Raw genomic sequence first — 20,938 nt, 5'->3', positions numbered from 1 at the left:
AGAGGCTGCGCCGGGAGGACGCAGTCCCGCCACGCTACGCACCGCGAGCGTCCCTGACCAGGGGTCGTGGCCGTCAGCCGTCCGTTGCGGTCGCGGGCTCGTCATCAGCAGTGCCCTCCAGCGCGGTCTTGTCGGCCGCAGTCCCGTCGGCCGCGACCGGCACCAGGCCGTCGGCGACCCGCAGGACCACCCAGGCCACCGCGATCCACAGCACCCAGGAGCTCAGGTCCAGCAGCCACAGCGTTGCCGGGTCGACCGGGCCCAGCACGTTCTGCTCGAGGGCGACGCGCAGGCTGTTCAGCAGGCCGTGCCCGAGGATCGCGGCCCAGGCGGTGCCGGAGATGCGGCGCAGCGCGGACAGCAGCGGGGCGACGGCGACGATGGTGCCGAGGTAGCTGACCATCTCGCGGCCGGAGAGGCCGAGGGCGAGCACGATCGGGAGATGCCACAGCGCCCACAGCGCGCCGATCAGCAGCGACATCCGCCAGAAGCCGAGAGGTTCGAGGGTGCTGTGCAGCCAGCCCCGCCACCCGGCCTCCTCCCCGATCGCGAAGACGGACTGCATCACCAGGATCACCGGCACGGCGAGCAGCAGGCCCAGCAGCGGCGGGGAGTCCGCGAGCGGGGCGGCGCCGGCCCCGAGCCCGATGAGGATCCGGGCCGCAGGGACCAGGGTGAAGGCGGCGATCGCCGCGAGCGCAGCGATCACCAGGGCCTTGCCGGAGGGAATGCCGAGAGCGAGGGAACGCCACCACGGCTGCTCCCGACGACGCACCAGCAATGCGGCCAGCAGCGGGGAGAGCTGGGCCAGCGGCACCACCAGCGCCAGCGAGGCCTCGGGCAGCAGGCCGGTGGCGAGAGGGAGCGAGAGGGCGGCGCTCACGCCGGTCGCAAGCAGGAAGAACAGGCCGACGCGGACGGCCGGGATCCCGGCTCGCCCGGACGGCGCGGAGAGGGTGGACGGCGCCCCGGGGGTGGACGGCGCAGAGGAATCGGGAGGAACGGGGAGGGCGGGTGAGGAGGACATCGGGGCTCCTGGGCCGGTCGCGGCTCGCCGGGTGCGTCCGCGGTGTCGATGTCCACGCTAGGAATCGCCCGGAGTTCGCGGTACGGGGCCATCCGTCGGCGCCTGCGGGGGAAATCCCCACCCCGCTCCTCACTGCGTCCCACCCTCGGTGCGCGACCCCACCCCGTTGTCAGGGCATGAGAGGACCCCTCGCGCACCTGCCAGAGCTCACCTGCCCTTGCTGCCGTCAAGCCCTGGGGGAGTTCAGCAAGATGACACCGCACGAGGGGTCACGACCAGTGTAACGGCTCTCCCGCCACCGCTTCGAGCCTTTCCGCGCGATCCTGCTCACGACACGCCGACGGCTCCAGCGTCGGCGGTCGCGCGCCGAGCACGTGCGCCGTCACCAGGACGGATGCAACCACCGCCGACGCGAGTTGCATAACGAGACGGCAACGGGAGGCTGAAAAAATGCTCCGCGCCGCGCGGGTCCGATAAGTTCCCTCCAGCGCAGGTCGGTGACTGCGGTCACCCCTGCGCGCGGTGCCGAGGGCGTCGCCGCTTCCCCTAGTCCCCAGGAGCACACATGATCGCCGAACTCATCTCCGGCGCGAACGGGTTGATCTGGTCGATCCCGCTGATCGTCCTCTGCCTCGTCGTCGGCCTCTACTTCTCGCTGCGCACCGGCTTCCTCCAGGTGCGCAACCTCCCCGACATGGTCGCCCAGCTCAAGAAGGGTGAGACCTCCCCGGACGGCACCTCCTCCTTCCAGTCGCTGATGATGTCCCTCGCCGGCCGCGTCGGCATGGGCAACATCGGCGGCGTCGCGACCGCGATCGCCTTCGGCGGTCCCGGCGCCGTGTTCTGGATGTGGGTCTCCGCCTTCCTCGGCGCCGCCACCTCCTTCATCGAGTGCACGCTCGGCCAGATCTACAAGGAGAAGGACCCGGACACCGGCGAGTACCGCGGCGGCCCGGCCTACTACTTCGAGAAGGCCTACAAGCACAAGGCCCCCGGCCTGTCGCTGTTCTACGGGATCCTGTTCTCCGTCGTGACCATCCTGGCGATGAGCTTCTTCCTCCCGGGCGTGCAGGCCAACGGCATGGCCTCCGCGATCAACACCGCCTGGGCGATCCCCCCCTGGGTGACCGCCATCGGCCTGGTGATCCTGCTGGGCTTCATCGTCATCGGCGGCGTGAAGCGCATCGCGCACTTCGCCGTGATCGTGGTGCCGGCGATGGCGATCCTCTACATCATCATCGCCCTCATCGTGTTCTTCCTGAACTTCTCGGAGATCCCCCGGGTGTTCGGCCTGATCTTCGGCAGCGCCTTCGGCGTCCAGCCGGTCTTCGGCGCGATCATCGGCCTCGCCATCAAGTGGGGCGTCCAGCGCGGCATCTACTCCAACGAGGCCGGTCAGGGCACCGGCCCGCACGCCGCGGCCGCGGCAGAGGTCTCCCACCCCGCCAAGCAGGGCTTCGCGCAGTCGTTCTCCGTCTACATCGACACCCTGTTCGTCTGCTCGGCGACCGCCTTCATCATCATCTCCACCGGCATGTTCAACACCTTCCAGAACGAGGAGTGGCTCGAGGGCGACTCCCCGGTGATCGGGAGTGGTGCGGGAGAGATGAGCACCGCCGTCGAGCCCGGTCCGGGCTACGTGCAGACCGGTCTGGACTCGGTGTTCCCGGGCCTGGGCCCGACGTTCATCGCGATCGCGCTGGCCTTCTTCGCGTTCACCACGATCGTGGCCTACTACTACATGGCTGAGGTCAACCTCACCTACCTCACCCGCAAGATGAAGAACCGGTTGGCCGCACGAGCGCTGTCCCGGATCCTGCAGGCCCTGGTGCTCGTCTCCGTCGCCTACGGAGCGGTGAACACCGCCGGCGCGGCCTGGGGAATGGGCGACATCGGCGTGGGCTCCATGGCCTGGCTGAACATCGTGGGCATCCTGTTCCTGCAGGTCCCGGCGCTCAAGGCGCTCAAGGACTATCGCGAGCAGAAGAAGGCCGGACTGGATCCGCAGTTCGATCCGCGCAAGCTCGGCATCGAGGGCGCGACCTTCTGGGAGCTGCGAGCCGATGGTCACAGCCTCCAGGGCAAGGCCGGCGGTGAGCTGCCGCCCGAGCAGCTGGGGATCAACACCACGAAGTGACAGCTGGGAGCCGCTCCCCGCGCGAGCGACCATCACACGACCGAGGGGCCGAACCGTCTTCGCGACGATTCGGCCCCTCGGCCTGTGTCCGGGCTGATGCTGGCCGGGCAGATGCTGGCCGGGCTGGTTCTGGCCGGGCTGGTGCTGGCCGAGCTGATGTGGACCAGGGCCGGCGTCACGCACGGGCCTATTTTGAGGTGAGGTGGCGATATCGCCAGCTCACCGCGCCATAGGCCAGCCCAGGACCAATCAGGCCAGGCGGTGCGCCGGGGACTGGGTCTTGGTCGGGTCCGTCTCGGGGATCTCGCCGAGCACCTCGTCGATCCGGGCCTTTACCTCGGCCTCGAGCGTCACGCCTGCAGCCTGGACGTTCTCGGTGACCTGCTCGGGGCGGGAGGCGCCGATGATGGCGCCCGCGACGTTGTCGTTGCTGAGCACCCAGGCCACGGCCAGCTGCGCCGGGGTCAGGCCCAGCTCCTCCGCGATCGGGAGCAGGCCCTGCACGGCGGTGAGCACCTCGTCGTTCAGGAAGCGCTTGATCATGTCCGCGCCGCCCTTCTCGTCGCGGGCGCGCGAGCCCTCGGGCGCCTCGGCCCCGGGCTGGTACTTGCCGGTGAGGATGCCCTGCGCGACCGGCGACCACACGATCTGGGAGATGCCCAGCTCGCGGGAGGTGGGGACCACGCGCTCCTCGATGACGCGCCACAGCATCGAGTACTGGGGCTGGTTGGAGATCAGCTGGATGCCGAGCTCGCGGGCCAGCTGGTGGCCGGCGCGCAGCTGGTCCGCGTTCCACTCGGAGACGCCGATGTACAGCGCCTTGCCGGAGTGGACGACGTCGGCGAAGGCCTGCATCGTCTCCTCGAGCGGGGTCGCGTCGTCATAGCGGTGGGCCTGGTAGAGGTCCACGTAGTCGGTCTGCAGGCGGGTGAGCGAGGCGTCGATCGACTCGCGGATGTGCTTGCGGGACAGGCCGGTGTCGTTGTGCCCCTTGGGACCGGTGGGGAAGTAGACCTTGGTGAAGATCTCGAGCGACTCGCGCCGCTCGCCCTTCAGCGCCTCGCCGAGGACCACCTCGGCGGCGGTGTTGGCGTAGGTGTCGGCGGTGTCGAAGGTCGAGATGCCGGCGTCGAGCGCCGCACGCACGCAGGCCTTCGCCCGGTCGTCCTCGACCTGGGAGGCGTGGGTGAGCCAGTTGCCGTAGATGATCTCGCTGATCTTGAGGCCGGAGCGGCCGAGGTGACGATGTTCCATACGGAAAGCGTATGTCCGACCATAGGGGTCTATCGTGGTGAGCCACGACACATTTCCATCGGCTCGTCGAGGGAAGGACTCGCCATGACCGACCTCTCCGCCTCCGCTCCCCCGCAGTTCACCCGCACCGACGGCCCGCCCGGCCCGCAGTCCGGGCAGCCACCCGCCCCGCCGCTGCCCGAGCCGACCACCTCGGACGACGTCCTCGAGATGGAGCCGACGGTCGAGGGCGAGGACTTCTCCCGCGTCGCCTTCACCTCCGCCGCGCTCACCCAGATCCAGCGCCTCATCGATCGCAACGGGCCGCTGATGTTCCACCAGTCCGGCGGCTGCTGCGACGGCTCCTCCCCCATGTGCTTCCCCGAAGGCGACTTCCTCACCGGCGACGCCGACGTGCGGATGGGCCACGTCGAGGTGCCGCTCCCGGACGGTTCCACCAGCCCGCTGGACTTCTGGATGAGCCGCGAGCAGTTCGCCTACTGGCGCCACACCCACCTCACCATCGACCTGGTCGACGGGCGCGGCGGCGGCTTCAGCCTCGAGACGCCCGACGGGAAGAGGTTCCTGACCAGGTCACGGATGCTCCCGGGCTGAGCGACGAGGCCGGGCCGCGCGCCGGCGCCCCCGCCGCGAGACCCGAGCCCCCGGCGCCGCACCCGTGCCGCCAGCGCGGCCCCGCAGCCGCCGGTGCTGCAGACACGGGGCTATGCGAGACGTATTCGCCCACCTCTGTTCCACTCACTCCGCCTCCCGATCCCCCACACCCCACACCCCAAGGAACCCCATGCGTGAGCTCGTGTACTACGTGGCGGTGAGCCTGGACGGCTTCATCGCCGGGCCCGAGGACCAGTTCGATACCTTCCTCGTCGAGGGTGACCACATGGAGGGCATCACCGGGGAGTTCGCCGACGCGATCCCCACCGACATCGCCGCCCACCTCGGCATCCCCCAGAGCGGCGAGCGCTTCGGGACCGTGCTCATGGGAGCGACCACCCACGCGATGGGCATGCCGGACATGCCCAGCCCCTACCGCCACCTCGAGCAGATCGTGTTCACCCACCGCGACCTCCCGCCAGCGGAGAACCTCCGCACCACCACCGAGGACCCGGTGCAGGTGGTGCGCGCACTGAAGCAGCAGCCCGGGAAGGACATCTGGCTCTGCGGCGGCGCGCAGCTCGCCGGGCAGCTGCGCGAGGAGATCGACCGCCTCGTGCTCAAGCGCCAGCCGCTGCTGTTCGGCAGCGGGGTGCCGCTGTTCGCGCCGGGCGAGTACGCCCCCGTGCAGCTCGAGCACGTGCGCACCCGGACCTTCGAGAGCGGCGTGAGCCTCACCGAGTACGCCCGGCGGCGCTGAGCCGACGGCCGTCGGCTCCGTCTGCCCGGGCGGGGCGCGGGGCACCGCCGGGCGGGCCACCGGGGCGGGCCCACGGGTCGGGTGGTGTCCGTCTGGCGAACATCGGTGTCCGCGCTGTGCCTGGTGAGCGCGGACGCTGCCCGCCTAGCCTCGAGAGGCACCATCCGACACCCGCCCGACACCCCTCGAAAGGTCGATGATGACCACCCTCTCCACCCCACGCACCGATCTCGACGCCCTCGCAGATTCCTATGATGAGCAGGGATATGTGCTGGTCAAGGGCCTCCTCAGCAAGGAGGAGGCCGCCGAGTACCGCGCCCGCAGCCATGAGCTGATCGCCTCCCTGGACCGCGGCGACGATCCCACCTGGGACGCCGCCGCACAGGTCGCGATGGGCCGGGCCACCAGTCTGCAGCATCTGCACGACGCCCAGTTCTACGATGCGGCCTTCACGCGACTGCTCACCGATCCTCGCTTCACCGACGTGGCCGCGGCCGTGCTGCGCACCCCGAACGTGCAGCTGCACCACACCAAGATGTTCATCAAGCCCCCGGAGAACGGCTCCCCCTTCCCCCCGCACCAGGACCACCCGTTCTTCCCCCACACCCACCATCGGGTGGCCGCCGCGATCTTCCACTTCGACGACGCCCCCGACGCGAAGGGCTGCGTACGGGTCGCCCCGGGCAGCCACCTGGCCGGGCCGCGCGAGCACGACCCCGAGGGCAGCTACCACCTGCCCGACTTCCCCGTCGACGACCTGGTGCCGCTGGAGGCGGAGGCCGGTGACGTCCTGTTCTTCACCTACTTCACCGTGCACAGCTCCGGTGTGAACGTCAGCGACGAGGCCCGCACCACCTGGCTGGTCCAGTTCCGCGACCCGGCGGACCCGCCGCTGACCGATCAGCACACCCACTCCCTCGGCCAGGGCCTGATCCTCGCGGGCACCGACCCCACCGGTCGCGCCGGGCAGGCATGATGCCTCTGTGAGACTCGACCTCGTCGCCGAGGCGACGGCCTTCGTCGACCTCACCGGCCTGCTCCAGGCCGGTGAGGTCGACGGCGTCGCGGTCGATTTCCTCAGCTGGGGCTTCTACTCCTCCGAGGTGTGGCGCAACCACCTCCACACCCACTCCTTCCACGAGGTGTGCCTGGCCTACGCCGGCTCGGGCACCTTCACGGTGGATGGGACGGAGCACCCCGTCACCGCCGGCAGCGTGTTCCTGGCCCGTCCGGGAGAGGTGCACGAGATCGTCTCCCACCCGGCCGACGGGCTCGGCATCGCCTTCTGGGGCATCGCGCTGCAGCCCGCGGATCCCGTTGCGATCAGCACCCCGGGCTGGTGGAACGGGCTGCTGCGGGAGGATCGGCCGCGGATCTCGACCGCGCTGGGCTCCCTGCCCGCGCTGATCGCGGCCCTGGCCGCAGAGGCCGCCTCACCCCGCGCCGGGGTCGCCGAGCAGGTGCGGGCGCTCGGCGGGGCACTGGTGGTCGAGACCGGCCGCGCCTTCGCCGCGCCCCAGGACCTCGCCGTCGAGATCGATCCCGACGCCCGCTCCAGCTCGAGCGTCGCGGCCATGGAGCGGTACCTCGCGGACAACCTCTCCCGCCCGGTCACGGTGCAGGACGTCGCCGCCGTCGTGCACCTCTCCACCCGGCACGCGGCACGCCTGTTCGCCGCCTCGACCGGTGAATCACTGATGGCGGCGCTGCGGCGCAGACGCCTCGAGCAGGCCGCGCACCTGCTGCTGGAGTCCGAGGAGACCGTCTCCCGGATCGCTCGCGCCTGCGGCTACCCGGAGGTGCGTGCCTTCATCACCGCCTTCCGTCGCCGGTACGGGCAGCCGCCCGGCGCCTTCCGCACCCACGGCGGCACGCTGCATCTGTGAGCGTCGCGCGGCAGCGATGTCACAGACCCCCGTCGGCCGGTGTCCTCCTCATGACGGGCCCTCCCGGGCCCCTGTGGAAAGGAACCGACATGTCCGCGATCACGCCCCTGCACTCCGCCCCGCCGGCGCGCCCCGCCGCCCGGATCCCGCTCGACCACGACGGTCCCCTTGCTCGCGCCGCGCTGTGGGCGTCGCGGCGGATCTACGGGAAGGCTCTGGACCCGGTGCGGGCCGCGCTCCATCACGGCCCCGTGCTGGTCGGCACGCTCGTGCTCGAAGCCGCCGCCTCCCGCTGGAAGAAGCTCTCCCCCACCCAGTCCGCCCTGGCCACGATGGTGGTGGCGCAGGAGATCGGGTGCTCCTGGTGCATCGACTTCGGCTATTGGGAGCACCACCACCGCGGGGTGGATCCGCGCAAGCTGGAGGCGATCGGCCAGTGGCGCAGCAGCGAGGTGTACTCACCGCTGGAGAAAGCGGTGCTGGAGTACTCCGTGGCCGCCACGCAGACCCCGTCGGCCGTGACCGACGAGATGGTGGCGCGCCTGCGCGAGGATCTCAGCGACGCCCAGGTGGTCGAGCTCGCCGCGCTGGTCTCGCTCGAGAACCACCGCTCCCGCACCAACGCCGGGCTCGGGCTCTCCAGCCAGGGGTTCAAGGATGACTGCGACGTACCCTTGTCGCAGCAGCGCTGAGGTTCGCAGCAGCGCTGAGGCCGAGCGGTGATGTCCTCTGCGGGGCGCCATCCCGTCGGCCGCCGATCTCCCGCCGCCACCGCGCCCTGCTCCGGAGGGCCGGCCCGGCCGGGGAATCCGCCGACGAGGGAGTCCGCATGAGCACCGCCGCGTCACCCCACCTCGAGCTCTTCGAGGCGCACCGCCGCGCCCTGCTCGGCGCCGCCTACCGGGTGCTCGGCACCGTCGGGGACAGCGAGGACGCGGTCCAGGAGACGTGGCTGCGCTGGCAGGACGTCGATCCGATGACGGTCCGCGACCCGCGCGCGTATCTGCTGCGGGCGACGACCCGGGTGGCGCTGAACATCGCGCGCTCCCGGGATCGGCGCCGCGAGGAGTACATCGGTCCCTGGTTGCCCGAGCCGGTCTCCACGGACGTCGCCGCAGACCCCGGTCGCGCCGCGGAGATCGCGGAGGACGTCTCCCTCGCCCTGCTGGTGGTGCTCGAGTCCCTGTCACCGCTCGAGCGGGCCGCGTTCGTGCTGCGGGAGGTGTTCGCCCTGCCCTACCCCGAGGTGGCCGCGGCGCTCGAGCGCTCCGAGTCCTCGGTGCGACAGCTGGTCAGTCGCGCCCGGGCGCACGTGCAGGAGCAGGCCCCGCGGCATCCGGTCGACGAGAGCACCCACCGGGCGCTGACCGCGGCCTTCCTCGACGCCGCGCAGGGCACCACAGCGCTCGAGGAGATGGTCGCGGTGCTCTCCCCCGAGGTGGTGCTGACCACGGACGGCGGCGGCGTGAAGCGCGCCGCCCGGCGCCCGATCCGAGGCACCGCGAACGTGCTCGCCTTCATCGCCGGAATCATGACGAAGCCCGAGGTCATGGCGCTCTCGTGGCTGTTGGCGGAGGTCAACGGCCGCCCGGCTCTGGTGGGACACGAGGGGCCGCGGATCGACTGTGTGGTCTGGATCGAGGCCGACGGCGAGGGCGCCGACGCCGTCGTCACCCGCATCGACATGATCCGCAATCCCGGGAAGCTCGGGGCCGTCCGGCTCTGAGCCAGGCAACCCCGTCACCCGGCACCCGGCACCCCGCACCCGCACCCGCACCCGCACCCGCGAGTGTTACAGAGCGGGGGGAATGCGAGCCGCTATCGACCCGTTCTGTGACGCTGAGGGCGGCGCCTGGAGGGTGACGCCGGGGGGGGACGCCAGGGGGCGGAGCCAGGTGGCGGCGCCGGGGGCGACATGTCCGCGACGGGGCGCCCCACGCTGCGGCGACCGATCGGACGGTTCTCCTTTACAGATCCGGACAGAGGGTCGAGGGTGGCGGCATGGCTGGATACACGACGACCAACCCGACCACGGGACGGACCGACAAGGAATTCACCACACTGGACAGTGCCGAGGTCGAGCGCGTGCTCTCGCGCTCCCGCACCGCCTTCACCGAGTGGAGCACCACGGCCGCGCAGGAGCGGGCCGCGATCCTGGAACGGGTCGCCGATGCGTACGAGGATCGCTCCCGCGAGCTGGGAGAACTGATCGCCGTCGAGATGGGCAAGCCGCTGCAGCAGGCCATCGGCGAGGCCGAGCTCGCCGCCTCGATCTATCGCTGGTACGCCACCCATGGCCCCGAGCTGCTGCAGCCCGAGCAGCTGGACCCGCAGGGCGCACAGGAATCGCTGGTGCAGACCGCGCCGATCGGCCCTCTCGTCGGAGTGATGCCCTGGAACTACCCCTACTACCAGGTGGCGCGCTTCGTCGCCCCGAACCTGATGGTGGGCAACACGATCATCCTGAAGCACGCGGAGATCTGCGCCGGCTCCTCGGAGATCATGGCGCAGATCCTCCACGAGGCCGGGGTGCCGCGCGATGCGTACGCCAACGTCTTCGCCTCCCACGATCAGATCGCCGACATGATCGCCGACCCGCGGGTGCGCGGTGTGTCCCTCACCGGCAGCGAGAAGGCCGGTGCGGCGGTCGCGGAGAACGCCAGCAAGCACCTGAAGAAGTCCGTGCTCGAGCTCGGCGGCTCCGATCCGCTCATCGTGCTGGATGATGCCGAGCTCGACGAGGTCGCTCGCACGGTCGCCACCGCGCGGCTGTCGAATGCCGGCCAGGCCTGCAACTCGCCCAAGCGGATCATCGTGCCCGCGGCACATCTCGAGGCGTTCGTCGCGAGGGTGGTCGAGACCTTCGAGGAGGCGACGATCGGAGATCCGCTGGACGAGGATGTCGACGTCGGACCCCTCTCCTCGATCGGTGCCCGTGACGGCGTCGTCGAGCAGGTGGAACGTGCCGTCCAGCAGGGCGCGTCGCTCCACACCGGTGGCCAGGCGCTCGATCGCGACGGAGCCTTCATGCAGCCCGCCGTGCTCACCGGCATCACCCCGGACATGGACGCCTACGGCGAGGAGATCTTCGGCCCGGTCGCCGTGCTCCACGGCGTCGACTCGGTCGACGAGGCGGTGGAGCTGGCCAATGACGTCGACTTCGGTCTGAGCGGGTCCGTCTGGGGCACTGATCTCGAGCGCGCCCAGGAGGTGGCGGATCGTCTCGACGTCGGGATGGCCTACATCAACGAGCACGGGACGACGCTGGCCGGGCTGCCCTTCGGCGGCGTGAAGCGGTCCGGCTTCGGCCGCGAGCTCGGTCGCTGGGGCATGGGCGAGTTCGTCAACGTCCGCCTGCGCCGCACCTCGACCGCCTGAACCATGCCGAAGGACGCCGTGCCCGGCCCGGGCCTCCTGCTCCGCGCCGTCGGCGCCTGAGGCCGGCGGGCGGGCGTCCAGAGCTCAGGGGGCGATGAAGCTCCGCGTCACCAGACGGCTCACGCCCGGCAGGCCGACCGCGCGCCGCCCGATCTGCTGGAAGCGCAGCTGGGCGGCGCTGGACGGGGTGAAGAAGGACGCGCTGCGACGACCGGAGCGCTGCACCTTCTCCGCCGTCGGGCGCCAGCGGCGTTCGTACTCCGCGAGGCCTGCTTCGAGGTGCGGGCCGGTCGCGCGCAGGCTCCTGGCCAGGGCTTCCGCCCCGGCGATCGCGAGGGAGGTGCCCTGCCCGGCCAGCAGCGAGGGTGCATGGGCGGCGTCACCGGCCAGAACGATGCGCCCCCGGCTCCACCGCGGCGCGATCGCCTGGGCCACCAGGTCGTCGTAGAAGCTCTCCGGAGCGTGGGCGAGGGCGCGGTCCACCTGCGGGTGGAGCCCGGCGAACTCGCGCTGCAGCCGCTCCCGGTCCGGTGAGGGGCGCTGCGTCAGGGTCGGGTCGACGCGTTCGGCGAGCATCACCCCGACCCGGGTCCTGTCGGCGGCGTACGCCCAGCCCACCCGACCCACGGTGTCGGTCATCAGCATCCGCTCCCCCAGCTCGGCGGCGAGCTCCGTATCGTCGTACAGGTAGCTCGCGACGCGATAGCCCATCGGCACGATCTCCCCGTGCCCGGGCGCGACCAGCTCGCGCGCCACCGAGCGCACCCCGTCGCAGGCGATGATCAGGTCGGCCTCCCGCGTGGTGCCGTCGGCGAGCTCGACCGCGGCGGGGCCAGGGTGGGCCTCGCTGTGGCCCGAGGCGCGACCTGGGCCCGTCTCCCCGCGGAGCGTGGGATCGTGAATCGCCACCACGCGCGTGGAGTACCGCAGCTCCACCGAGCCCGGCAGCACCGCGAGCAGCCCCAGTTCCACCTCGGGGCGGAGGATCGAGAAGTAGCGCCCGCTGGCGGCCTCGACCAGGGGGCCGACGTCGATGCGCCCGGACTCCTTCCCGTCGGGCATCGCGTAGCGCACCCCCTCGAAGGCGTGGCCGCGGGCGCGCAGCTCCTCGATGATGCCCATCCGCTCCGCGGCGACGAAGCCGGGGCCGAAGAAGTCGATCATGTAGCCGCCGCCGCGCGGGCCCGGGGAGGTCTCGAGCACCGTGACGCGGTGGTCGGGGGCGAGCTCATGGGCAAGGGCGAGGCCGGCGATGCCGCCGCCGATGATCGTGATGTCCATCCCTCGACGCTACCGGCCGGGCGCGGCCGTGCCCAGGCCCTGCCCGGCCGGCGCCGGCGCCAGCGCCGGGCACTCGACCTGGCACCGCCCACGAATGCTTCGTTCTCAGCCGTTCCGGGCGCGGAAGCGGCTGAGAACGAAGCATTCGCCGGGGTGGGCCGGCGGCTACTCGGGCTCGGCCGCGGTGACCGCGACCTCGCCGGTGACGGTGAGGGAGCCCTCGAGCACCGCCTCGTCCTCGTCGGGGTCCACGCCGCTCGCGAACTGCGACCAGTAGAGGCGGTGGTAGGCGCCCTCGGCCTCGAGCAGCGCCTCGTGGGAGCCCTGTTCGACGATGTCGCCGTGCTCCATCACCAGGATCACGTCCGCGTCGCGGATGGTGGAGAGGCGGTGGGCGATGACGAAGCTGGTGCGGTCGCTGCGCAGCGCCGCCATCGCCTCCTGCACCAGCACCTCGGTGCGGGTGTCGACGGAGGAGGTGGCCTCGTCGAGGATCAGCAGCGCCGGGTCGGCGAGGAAGGCGCGGGCGATGGTGATCAGCTGCCGCTCACCAGCGGAGACGTTCGCGCCCTCGTCCTCGATGACGGTGTCATAGCCGTCGGGCAGGGTGTGCACGAAGCGGTCCACGAAGGTCGCCGTCGCGGCGGCGACCACCTCCTCGTCGGTCGCATCCAGGCGGCCGTAGCGGATGTTCTCGCGGATGGTGCCGCCGAACAGCACCGCGTCCTGCAGCACCATGCCCACGCGGGAGCGCACGGCGCCGCGGTCCAGGGCGCGGATGTCCACGCCGTCCAGGCGGATCTGGCCGGCGTCGATCTCGTAGAACCGCATGATGAGGTTCACCAGGGTGGTCTTGCCGGCGCCTGTGGGGCCGACGATCGCGATGGTCTGTCCGGGCTCTGCGGTCAGGGACAGGTCGGTGATCAGCGGCTTCTCCGGTGTGTAGGAGAAGGCGACGTGGTCGAACTCGATCCGGCCGCGGGTGGGGCCGGTGAGCTCGGCGCGCTCGATGCGCTCGCCGCGCGCGGTCCCGCCGGCGCTCACGCCGGAGGTCGTCCCGCCGGCGCTCTCGCCGGAGGTCGCCCCATCGGCGCTCACACCGGGCGTCGTCCCATCGGTGCTCTCGCCGGGCGTCGTCCCGTCGCCACGCGACCCCTCCGCATGCGTCCCCCCGGTAGTGATCTCCCCGTCGGCCTCCTGCTCCTCGGCGTCCAGCAGCTCGAAGATCCGCTCCGCGGAGGCGACGCCGGAGATCAGCATGTTCGCCATCCCCGCCACCTCTCCGAGCGGCGCGTTGAACTCGCGCGAGTACTGGATGAAGGCGGTGACCTGCCCCAGCGACATCTGACCGGCCGCGATCCGCAGACCGCCGACGACGGCGATGCCGACGTAGCCGAGGTAGGTCACCCACTGCATGATCGGCATGATCATGCCGGAGTAGAACTGCGCCTTGAAACTGGCTTCCCACAGCTCCTCGTTGCGCTCATCGAACTGCTCGCGCATCGAGTCCTGACGGTCGAAGACGGTCACCAGGTCGTGGCCGGTGAAGGACTCCTCGACGTGGCCGTTCAGCCGACCCGTGTTGCGCCACTGGGCGGTGAACAGCTTCTGCGACTTCGCGCCGATGATCCCGATGACCACGGCGGAGATCGGCAGTGCGATCAGGGCGATCAGCGCCAGCTGCCAGGACAGCCAGAACATCATGATGGTGATGCCGACGATGGTCAGCACCGCATAGACGAGCGAGGCGAAGGCCTGCTGGAGGGCGGTCTGGACATTGTCGACGTCATTGGTGGTGCGGGAGAGCAGGTCCCCGCGCTGGCGGGTGTCGAAGTACGACAGCGGCAGGCGGTTGACCTTCGCCTCGATCTTCTCGCGCAGGCGGTAGACGATCTTCATCACCACGTCGTTCAGCAACCGGCCCTGCAGCCAGTCGAACAGCGCGGCCACCACGTACATGCCCAGCACGATCAGCAGCAGACGGCCGAGCGCGTCGAAGGCGACGCCCTCCCCGGAGAGGAAGCCGTCGAAGATGACGTCCATCGCGTCGCCGAGGATGGTGGGCGCCCAGACCGTGAGCACGGTCGAGATGATGCCGAAGGCGAGCACGATCGTGAGGCCCAGCTTGTGATCGGAGAAGGTGCCTGCCAGGCGCAGCGCCGAGGGCCAGAAGGCCTTCGCCTTGCGGGGCGCGGACTCGCCCCACTCACTGCTCATCGAGTCCTGCATCTCGAGGATCTCCGCCTCGGAGAGCTCCACGGACCCGGTGGCGCCCTTCGTCGCAGTGCCCTTCTTCGCGTCCTGCTTCGCCGCGCTCCTCGCGGAGGTGTTCCTCTTCGCGCTCATGCCGTCGCCTCCGCGGTGATCTGGGAGTCGACGATCTCCCGGTAGGTCTGCGAGCTCTCGAGCAGCTGCTCGTGGGTGCCCCGGCCCACCACCTTGCCCTCCTCGAGCACCAGGATCTGGTCGGCGCCCGTGATGGTGGAGATGCGCTGGGCGACGATGATCGTCGTCGCGCCCCGGGTATTGCGTGCGAGGCCCTCACGGACCTTCGCATCGGTGGTGACGTCCAGCGCGGAGAAGGAGTCGTCGAAGACGTACACCCGTGGCGCGGCGACCAGGGTGCGCGCGATGCACAGCCGCTGGCGCTGCCCGCCGGACACGTTGGTCCCGCCCTGGGAGACGGTGGACTCCAGGCCCGTCGCGGCGCTCTCGCCCTCGCCGGTGCTGCGGTCCTTCACGAAATCGGTGCCCTGGGCGACGTCGAGCGCGTGCCACAGCTGGTCGTCGTCGGCCGTCGGATCCCCGAAGCGGAGGTTGTGGGCGATGGTGCCGGAGAACAGGTACGGCTTCTGGGGCACGAGGCCCACCGCGTTCGAGAGGGTGGCGCGGGCGAGGTCGGTGACCGGGACCCCGTCGATCCGCACCTGGCCGCTGGTCGCGTCATGCAGGCGCGGGATGAGGCTGACCAGGGTGGACTTGCCGGAGCCGGTGGAGCCGATGATCGCGGTGGTCCTCCCCGCCTCGGCGGTGAAGGAGACGCCGTCCAGCACCGGCGACTCGGCACCGGGGTAGGAGAAGGTGACGTCGCGGAACTCGACGGAGGCACCGCCGCCGTCGGCCTCGAGGGCGACGGGCTGTGCGGGCTCGGCGAGGGTGGGGACGGTGTCCAGGACCTCGCCGATGCGTCGGCCGCTGATGATCGCGCGCGGGAACATCATGAACATGAAGGTGCCCATCATGACGGCCATGAGGATCTGCAGCAGGTACTGCATGAAGGCGGTCAGCGCGCCCACCTCCACCAGGCCTGCGTCCACGCGGTGGCCGCCGAACCAGAGCACGGCGGCGGTGGCCAGGTGCAGCACGATGGTGATGGCCGGGCCCATGATCACGAACAGCCGGCCGATCCTCACCGAGGTGTCGGTGAGAGTGGCGTTGGCGCCTTCGAAGCGGGCGGTCTCGTGCTCCTCCCGCACGAAGGCGCGGACCACGCGGATGCCCATGATCTGCTCACGCATCACGGAGTTGATCGAGTCGATGTTGTCCTGCATCCGCTGGAACAGCGGCATCAGGCGCGTCACCAGCAGGCCCACGATCACCATCAGCACCGGCACGGACACCCACACCAGCCAGGACAGCCCCGGATCCTCCTGGATCGCCATCACGATCCCGCCGATGGACATGATCGGCACCATCACCATGAAGTTCAGCGTCATCAGCACCAGCATCTGCACCTGCTGGACATCATTGGTGGCGCGGGTGATCAGGGTGGGAGCGCCGTAGCGGCCCATCTCCTCGGTGGAGAAGCGGTCCACGCGGGTGTAGATCGAGCGGCGGATGTCCCGGCCCATGCCCATCGAGACCCGCGCCCCGAACCAGACCGAGGCGATCGCGGTGATCACCTGGATCATCGCGACGATCAGCATCACACCGCCGACGCGCCAGATGTAGTCGGTGTCCCCCGTGGCCACGCCGTTGTCGATGATGTCGGCGTTGAGGCTGGGCAGGTAGAGGGTCGCGAGCACGGTCGCGAGCTGGAGGACGGCCACGGCGGCCACATGCGGCAGGTACGGCCGCAGGTGACGCCGGATCAGGGTCCAGAGCATGTGGTGGTCTCCCGGAGCAGGGTGGAACGGCCCGGCCGACGGGATGAGCGACCGGGGGTCTCGAACGAAGACTAGGGCGACGAGAGGACAGATCCTGTCCTCGCACCTCGGTGCCGGACCCGGTGACGGTCTCGCCTCCGGTCCATCCTCGCCTGCGCGGCCTCGTCCGCGCATCCTCTTTTGGTCGGAGATCCCGGGCGCGGGGAGGGCGCTGCGCACGCTCATCGGACCCTGACGAGGACGCCGCCCACCTCCGGTGACGCGCCGGTATCGCTTCGATGAACAGGTGCCCGAAGCACTGCGGCGACGCAGACTGCCGCCCGAGACTGCAGGTGTCCACCCATCGGAGGCCGATCACGGTTCACCGGAACCGGCAGACGCTCCGATCATGACACCGACGGAGATCCCCCATGACGACGCCACTGTTCTCTGTTGTCTCCCGCCGCACCCTGGTCCGGGGCCTCGGCACCGCCGGCCTGCTCACCGCAGGCGGGCTGCTGGTCCCCGCATCCGCCCACGCCCTGTCCAGTTCCGGGGTCCAGAAGTCCCTGTGGGGGCTCTACTACTACGACGGCGTGATCGATGGCCAGCTCGGCGCCATGTCCGTCGCCGCCATCAAGAAGTTCCAGTCCGACCGGGCCCTCGTGGTGGACGGACACGCGGGCTCGATCACCCAGGCCGAGCTGGTGAAGGTCGTCAAGGCGGTGCAGCAGGCGCTGGGCCTCGTGGTCGACGGCGACTACGGCAGCGTCACCCTCGCCGCCGTGAAGAAGTTTCAGTCCTCGAAGGGCCTGGTGGCCGACGGACGGTCCGGAGCGCTGACCATGTCGGCGCTCGGCGTTCGCCGCGTCGTCGGCTCCTCCTCCTCGGGGAAGCTCGTCGTGATCGACCAGATGGACACGGGCTCCTTCAGCGCCGAGAACTGCGGCCCGACAGCCGCGGTGATCGCGCTGATCGCCGTCGGCAGGACCCCCAGCGGGTACCGGACCACCATCACCGGCAATGCTGCGGTCGTGCAGAGCATGAGGGTCGCGTGCGGCCTCTCGCCCGCCGGGCAGCCCACGAAGAAGAGCGTCTCCTACTGCGGCTCGGACCTCACCGACCTGGCACGGGGCATCGGGGCCACCCGGGGCGCGGCCTCGCAGGTCACCTTCGCCGCCGCGACCGATGCCGCCGCGGCAGGAAGGACGACCATCCTGCACGTCAACCATGGGAGGCTGCTCGGCGTCTCCGGCGCGAACTACGGGCACTACGTCGTGGCGCGGGGCAAGGACTCCTCCGGGCGGATCCTCGTCTCCGATCCGGGCCGCGCGAAGAGCATCGGCATCAAGGGCTACAGCCGCGCCACCCTGCTGAACGCCCTGCAGAGGAACCGCGGGCTGATCGTCAGCTGATCCCGGGCCGGTGCGCCCGGGCCGAGGGCTCGTGTCCCGGGCCCGGGGGCACTCCTGCGGGAGAGGTCAGGACATCGCCCGGCTGAACTTCTCCGCCTGCTTCGTGGGGCCGGTGACCACGATGGTGTCCCCCTCCTGCAGGACGGTGTCCTGGGTGGCGGGCTCCCAGGTGCCGCCCACGGGCTTCACCGAGGTGACGGTGACTCCGTACCGGCGGCGGATGCCGCTGTCGCCGAGCCGGGTCCCGGCGAGCTCGGGGCTCAGCGCGGTCCTGACCATCGCGAAGTCGGTGTCGATCTCGATGAAGTCCTGCATCGTGCCCAGCACGATGTGGGCGACCCGGCGGCCCATGTCCTTCTCCGGATAGATCACGTGCGAGAGGCCGAGCTGCTCGAGGATCAGACCGTGCGGATCGCTCACGGCCTTCGCCCAGATCTTGCGGATGCTGAAGCGCAGCAGCAGAGAGGTGACGAGGATGCTGGCCTGGATGTCGCTGCCGATCGCGATGACGACCCGGTCGAACTCGGGGAGGGAGAGCTGGCGCAGCACCTCCTCCTGGGTGGCGTCGGCGTGGACGACGTGCGTGAGCCTGCCGTTGAGCGACTGGACGATGTCCTCGCGCGCATCGATGCCGAGCACCTCGGCGCCCTCGTCCATGAGCTCGAGGGCGAGGGACTGCCCGAAGCGGCCCAGGCCGATCACCGCGACCGATCTGTCGGAGGTCGGGCCGGAGGAGGGACCGGAGCGGAAGAGTCTGTGCTTAGCCAATGATCGGCCTTTCCTTGGGGAGGTCGTAGAGGAGCGTCCGGCGGCGCAGCGCGAGACCGGTGGCGACGGTGATCGGGCCCAGGCGGCCGATGAACATCAGCATCACGAGGATCAGCTGGGCGGAGGTCGGGAGGTCCGCCGTGATCCCGGTGGACAGGCCCACGGTCGCGAAGGCGGAGACCACCTCGAACAGGACCTGGTCGAGGGAGAAGTCGGTCAGGAGCATGATCGCGACGGTGGAGGCGACCACGAGGCCGACCGCCATCACGATGACGGTGATCGCCTGGCGGTGCACCGCCCGGGAGAGGCGCTTGCCGAAGACGGTGACGGCTCCGGCGCCGCGCAGCTCGCCGAGCATGAGGAAGAACAGCACGGCGAAGGTGGTGACCTTGATGCCGCCCGCGGTGCCGGCGGGGCCGCCGCCGATGAACATCAGCAGGTCCATGCCCAGCCACGTCGCGGGATCCATCGCCGAGGTGTCGATGGTGTTGAAACCCGCGGTGCGGGTCTGGGCGGACATCGCGAAGCCGTTGAGGATCCGCAGGTGAGGGGGCATCCCGCCGAGGGTCGCCGGGTTCGTCCATTCGAGCGCCGTGATGTAGACGGTGCCGAGCACGAGCAGCAGCGGCGTCGCCGCGAGCACGATCCGGGTGTTCATCGTCCACAGCCGCACGGTGCCGGAGTGCTTCCACAGCTGCATGAGCACGGGGAACCCGAGCCCGCCGAGCACCGTCGCGCCGCTCGCGGTCAGGAGCACCACCGGGTCATCGGAGAAGGACATGAGGCTGTCGCTGAAGAGTGCGAAGCCGGCGTTGTTGAAGGAGGAGACGGCGTGGAAGACGCCGAGCCACAGCGCCCGCCCCCAGGTCTCGTCATAGGTGAGGGCGAAGCGCAGGGTGAGGATCACCGCTGCGATCGCCTCGATGATGAGCGAGATCCGCACGACGCTCACCACGAGGGTGCGCACGTCCTGGATGCCGAAGCTCTTGACCTCCGCGGCGGCGGTGAGCTTCGAGCGCAGGGACAGCTTGCGGACCACGGCGATCCCCACCACGGAGGCGAAGGTCATCACGCCGAGGCCGCCGAGCTGGATCAGCGCGAGGATCACGACCTGCCCGAAGGCGGTCCAGAAGACGGGGGTGTCGACCACGATCAGCCCGGTCACGGACAGTGAGGAGACCGCCGTGAACAGCGCCTCCATCACCTCGGCACCGCCAGGTCCTGTGGAGGCGGCCGGATGCATCAGCAGCAGCGTCCCCAGGGCGGCGCTGAGGGCGAAGGCCAGGAAGACGGTCCGCGTGGGACGCGGTCGTCGATCGATGCGGGAAGGGCGCAGCAGCCCGTGTGTCGGCACGCGCGGAATGCTACGCCTGCGCCGGGCCGACGGAAGCCTCCTGTGATCCGCAGATCACGGGGAGCTGCGCCGGGCGGCGGCGAGGATGATCAGCATCCCGATCAGGGTGAGGACCGCGCAGGCCCAGAAGGTGGCACGCAGTCCGAGCACGGTCGACCCGCCCAGGGCGATCAGCGGGCCGGAGAGGATCGCGCCGATCCGTCTGGTGTTCATGTACAGCCCCGTGGACAGTCCGGGACGGGAGATCATCTGCTGGAACAGGGTCAGGCCCACACCCCCGATCGCGGCGAAGCACCAGGCGTTCAGCGGTTGCAGCACCAGCAGGAGCACCGGACCGGTCGCGACCGCGACACCCGCGTAGTAGACGATGCCGGCGAGGCAGCCGGTGACGATCAGGCCGAGGATCGAGAAGCGCTCGGTGAGCCGACCGATCAGCATCAGCGCGGGGATCTCGAGACCTGCCGCGAGGCCGAGCGCGACGCCCGCCCACAGCACGTCGATCTCGAGAGTCCTCGGGACGTACACCGCGAGGAAGGACATGCTCGTCGCGTTGGTGGCCTGGAGCAGGACGAACGCGGTGGTGACGAGCGCGATCCCACCGGCTCCGAGGGAGAGGGCGTCCTCGTGGACGACGGGGGCGGCAGGTCCGTCGGCCGCAAGGAGCTCGCGGCGACGGTGGGCCATCATCGCCATCGTGGTGGCGATGTTCAGCAGCGCGACCACCCCGATCGCGACCAGGATCGCCCGGGGGCCGTACCAGCCGATGATCGGCGTCGCGATCGGCGGGCCTGCGACCCAGGCGGCCGAGACCACCGCGCGCATGTTCATGACCTGCCCGGGCCGTGCCCCCGAGTGCCGAAGGTGCGCGAACATCATCGAGGTGCCCACCCCGGCGCGGTTCTGGCCGGTGATCCCAGTCCACCGCTCGGCGCGAGCGCGAGGAAGGGACCGCTGATCCAGGTACCGCCAGTACCCCCTGCCCGCGCAGCCCTCGTCGTA

17 protein-coding genes and 1 other RNA gene are annotated in these 20,938 nt (G+C 70.4%); 9 read left to right on the top strand and 9 right to left on the bottom strand.

Annotated features, from left to right (window positions below; all coding sequences use genetic code 11):
• Nucleotides 1-73: 73 nt before the first annotated feature.
• Nucleotides 74-1,027: a CPBP family intramembrane glutamic endopeptidase gene (locus VF289_RS05860; RefSeq protein ID WP_330882042.1), complete on the bottom strand. Its 954-nt coding sequence runs from the start codon at nucleotides 1,025-1,027 to the stop codon at nucleotides 74-76.
• A 177-nt stretch (nucleotides 1,028-1,204) separates the two neighbouring features.
• An RNA gene (ffs, locus tag VF289_RS05855) (signal recognition particle sRNA small type) lies at nucleotides 1,205-1,301 on the bottom strand.
• 291 nt (nucleotides 1,302-1,592) lie between these two features.
• On the opposite strand from ffs, the gene VF289_RS05850 reads away from it, so the two are divergent.
• A complete protein-coding gene (locus VF289_RS05850) occupies nucleotides 1,593-3,164 on the top strand; it encodes an alanine/glycine:cation symporter family protein (protein ID WP_330882040.1) in 1,572 nt (523 codons plus the stop codon).
• A gap of 249 nt (nucleotides 3,165-3,413) precedes the next feature.
• Here VF289_RS05850 and VF289_RS05845 read toward each other — a convergent pair whose 3' ends face one another.
• Complete coding sequence (locus VF289_RS05845; protein WP_330882038.1) at nucleotides 3,414-4,418, bottom strand: aldo/keto reductase family protein; 1,005 nt, start codon at nucleotides 4,416-4,418, stop codon at nucleotides 3,414-3,416.
• A gap of 84 nt (nucleotides 4,419-4,502) precedes the next feature.
• Between VF289_RS05845 and VF289_RS05840 the strand changes: the two genes are divergently transcribed.
• From VF289_RS05840 to VF289_RS05810, 7 genes are all read left to right on the top strand, one after another.
• Nucleotides 4,503-5,012, top strand: a complete 510-nt coding sequence (locus tag VF289_RS05840; RefSeq protein WP_414644446.1) for a DUF779 domain-containing protein — start codon at nucleotides 4,503-4,505, stop codon at nucleotides 5,010-5,012.
• 190 nt (nucleotides 5,013-5,202) lie between these two features.
• The gene (locus VF289_RS05835) at nucleotides 5,203-5,772 is read left to right on the top strand and encodes a dihydrofolate reductase family protein (RefSeq protein WP_330882036.1); all 570 of its coding nucleotides are present in this window, start codon (nucleotides 5,203-5,205) and stop codon (nucleotides 5,770-5,772) included.
• 199 nt (nucleotides 5,773-5,971) lie between these two features.
• A complete protein-coding gene (locus VF289_RS05830) occupies nucleotides 5,972-6,748 on the top strand; it encodes a phytanoyl-CoA dioxygenase family protein (RefSeq protein ID WP_330882034.1) in 777 nt (258 codons plus the stop codon).
• A gap of 7 nt (nucleotides 6,749-6,755) precedes the next feature.
• Entirely contained in the window at nucleotides 6,756-7,658 is a 903-nt protein-coding gene (locus tag VF289_RS05825; protein ID WP_330882032.1) for an AraC family transcriptional regulator, read from the top strand.
• Between the two features lie 89 nt (nucleotides 7,659-7,747).
• Nucleotides 7,748-8,350 carry a carboxymuconolactone decarboxylase family protein gene (locus VF289_RS05820; RefSeq protein ID WP_330882030.1) on the top strand — a complete coding sequence of 201 codons (603 nt, stop codon included), beginning with the start codon at nucleotides 7,748-7,750 and terminating at the stop codon, nucleotides 8,348-8,350.
• A gap of 137 nt (nucleotides 8,351-8,487) precedes the next feature.
• Nucleotides 8,488-9,384, top strand: coding sequence for an RNA polymerase sigma factor SigJ (gene sigJ / locus VF289_RS05815; protein ID WP_330882028.1), 897 nt, complete (start codon nucleotides 8,488-8,490; stop codon nucleotides 9,382-9,384).
• A 275-nt stretch (nucleotides 9,385-9,659) separates the two neighbouring features.
• Nucleotides 9,660-11,036 carry an NAD-dependent succinate-semialdehyde dehydrogenase gene (locus VF289_RS05810; protein ID WP_330882026.1) on the top strand — a complete coding sequence of 459 codons (1,377 nt, stop codon included), beginning with the start codon at nucleotides 9,660-9,662 and terminating at the stop codon, nucleotides 11,034-11,036.
• Between the two features lie 84 nt (nucleotides 11,037-11,120).
• On the opposite strand, the gene VF289_RS05805 is transcribed toward VF289_RS05810, so the two are convergent.
• From VF289_RS05805 to VF289_RS05795, 3 genes are all read right to left on the bottom strand, one after another.
• Nucleotides 11,121-12,317 (bottom strand): FAD-dependent monooxygenase, encoded by a 1,197-nt coding sequence (locus VF289_RS05805; RefSeq protein WP_330882024.1) that lies wholly within the window; start codon nucleotides 12,315-12,317, stop codon nucleotides 11,121-11,123.
• 165 nt (nucleotides 12,318-12,482) lie between these two features.
• Nucleotides 12,483-14,663, bottom strand: coding sequence for an ABC transporter transmembrane domain-containing protein (locus VF289_RS05800; protein WP_330882022.1), 2,181 nt, complete (start codon nucleotides 14,661-14,663; stop codon nucleotides 12,483-12,485).
• Complete coding sequence (locus VF289_RS05795) at nucleotides 14,660-16,423, bottom strand: ABC transporter ATP-binding protein (protein WP_330882020.1); 1,764 nt, start codon at nucleotides 16,421-16,423, stop codon at nucleotides 14,660-14,662. Before VF289_RS05795 ends, VF289_RS05800 begins: the two co-directional genes overlap by 4 nt.
• Before the next feature lie 410 nt (nucleotides 16,424-16,833).
• Between VF289_RS05795 and VF289_RS05790 the strand changes: the two genes are divergently transcribed.
• Nucleotides 16,834-17,817 (top strand): peptidoglycan-binding protein, encoded by a 984-nt coding sequence (locus VF289_RS05790; protein WP_330882018.1) that lies wholly within the window; start codon nucleotides 16,834-16,836, stop codon nucleotides 17,815-17,817.
• A 66-nt stretch (nucleotides 17,818-17,883) separates the two neighbouring features.
• Here VF289_RS05790 and VF289_RS05785 read toward each other — a convergent pair whose 3' ends face one another.
• Genes VF289_RS05785 through VF289_RS05775 form a run of 3 tightly spaced genes read right to left on the bottom strand, consistent with a single transcriptional unit; the run spans nucleotide 17,884 to nucleotide 20,767 of the window.
• Nucleotides 17,884-18,585 (bottom strand): TrkA family potassium uptake protein, encoded by a 702-nt coding sequence (locus tag VF289_RS05785; protein ID WP_330882016.1) that lies wholly within the window; start codon nucleotides 18,583-18,585, stop codon nucleotides 17,884-17,886.
• Nucleotides 18,578-19,939, bottom strand: coding sequence for a TrkH family potassium uptake protein (locus tag VF289_RS05780; RefSeq protein ID WP_330882014.1), 1,362 nt, complete (start codon nucleotides 19,937-19,939; stop codon nucleotides 18,578-18,580). The genes VF289_RS05785 and VF289_RS05780 overlap by 8 nt, the downstream gene beginning before the upstream one ends.
• Before the next feature lie 54 nt (nucleotides 19,940-19,993).
• Nucleotides 19,994-20,767 (bottom strand): MFS transporter, encoded by a 774-nt coding sequence (locus tag VF289_RS05775; RefSeq protein ID WP_330882012.1) that lies wholly within the window; start codon nucleotides 20,765-20,767, stop codon nucleotides 19,994-19,996.
• Nucleotides 20,768-20,938: the final 171 nt, after the last annotated feature.

This window comes from Brachybacterium sp. (genome assembly GCF_036379615.1).
GTDB lineage: Bacteria > Actinomycetota > Actinomycetes > Actinomycetales > Dermabacteraceae > Brachybacterium.
Note: the sequence above shows the minus strand (reverse complement) of the source record. Positions and strands in the feature narration are given on the sequence as shown.

What these genes read in the sequence shown, in the direction of transcription:
- VF289_RS05860 (WP_330882042.1), bottom strand. Translation starts at nt 1,027, where the DNA reads ATGTCCTCCTCACCCGCCCTCCCCGTTCCTCCCGATTCCTCTGCGCCG.
- VF289_RS05840 (WP_414644446.1), top strand. Translation starts at nt 4,503, where the DNA reads ATGACCGACCTCTCCGCCTCCGCTCCCCCGCAGTTCACCCGCACCGAC.
- VF289_RS05805 (WP_330882024.1), bottom strand. Translation starts at nt 12,317, where the DNA reads ATGGACATCACGATCATCGGCGGCGGCATCGCCGGCCTCGCCCTTGCC.
- VF289_RS05800 (WP_330882022.1), bottom strand. Translation starts at nt 14,663, where the DNA reads ATGAGCGCGAAGAGGAACACCTCCGCGAGGAGCGCGGCGAAGCAGGAC.
- VF289_RS05835 (WP_330882036.1), top strand. Translation starts at nt 5,203, where the DNA reads ATGCGTGAGCTCGTGTACTACGTGGCGGTGAGCCTGGACGGCTTCATC.
- VF289_RS05790 (WP_330882018.1), top strand. Translation starts at nt 16,834, where the DNA reads ATGACGACGCCACTGTTCTCTGTTGTCTCCCGCCGCACCCTGGTCCGG.
- VF289_RS05845 (WP_330882038.1), bottom strand. Translation starts at nt 4,418, where the DNA reads ATGGAACATCGTCACCTCGGCCGCTCCGGCCTCAAGATCAGCGAGATC.
- VF289_RS05850 (WP_330882040.1), top strand. Translation starts at nt 1,593, where the DNA reads ATGATCGCCGAACTCATCTCCGGCGCGAACGGGTTGATCTGGTCGATC.
- VF289_RS05820 (WP_330882030.1), top strand. Translation starts at nt 7,748, where the DNA reads ATGTCCGCGATCACGCCCCTGCACTCCGCCCCGCCGGCGCGCCCCGCC.
- VF289_RS05795 (WP_330882020.1), bottom strand. Translation starts at nt 16,423, where the DNA reads ATGCTCTGGACCCTGATCCGGCGTCACCTGCGGCCGTACCTGCCGCAT.
- VF289_RS05775 (WP_330882012.1), bottom strand. Translation starts at nt 20,767, where the DNA reads ATGAACATGCGCGCGGTGGTCTCGGCCGCCTGGGTCGCAGGCCCGCCG.
- sigJ (WP_330882028.1), top strand. Translation starts at nt 8,488, where the DNA reads ATGAGCACCGCCGCGTCACCCCACCTCGAGCTCTTCGAGGCGCACCGC.
- VF289_RS05830 (WP_330882034.1), top strand. Translation starts at nt 5,972, where the DNA reads ATGACCACCCTCTCCACCCCACGCACCGATCTCGACGCCCTCGCAGAT.
- VF289_RS05810 (WP_330882026.1), top strand. Translation starts at nt 9,660, where the DNA reads ATGGCTGGATACACGACGACCAACCCGACCACGGGACGGACCGACAAG.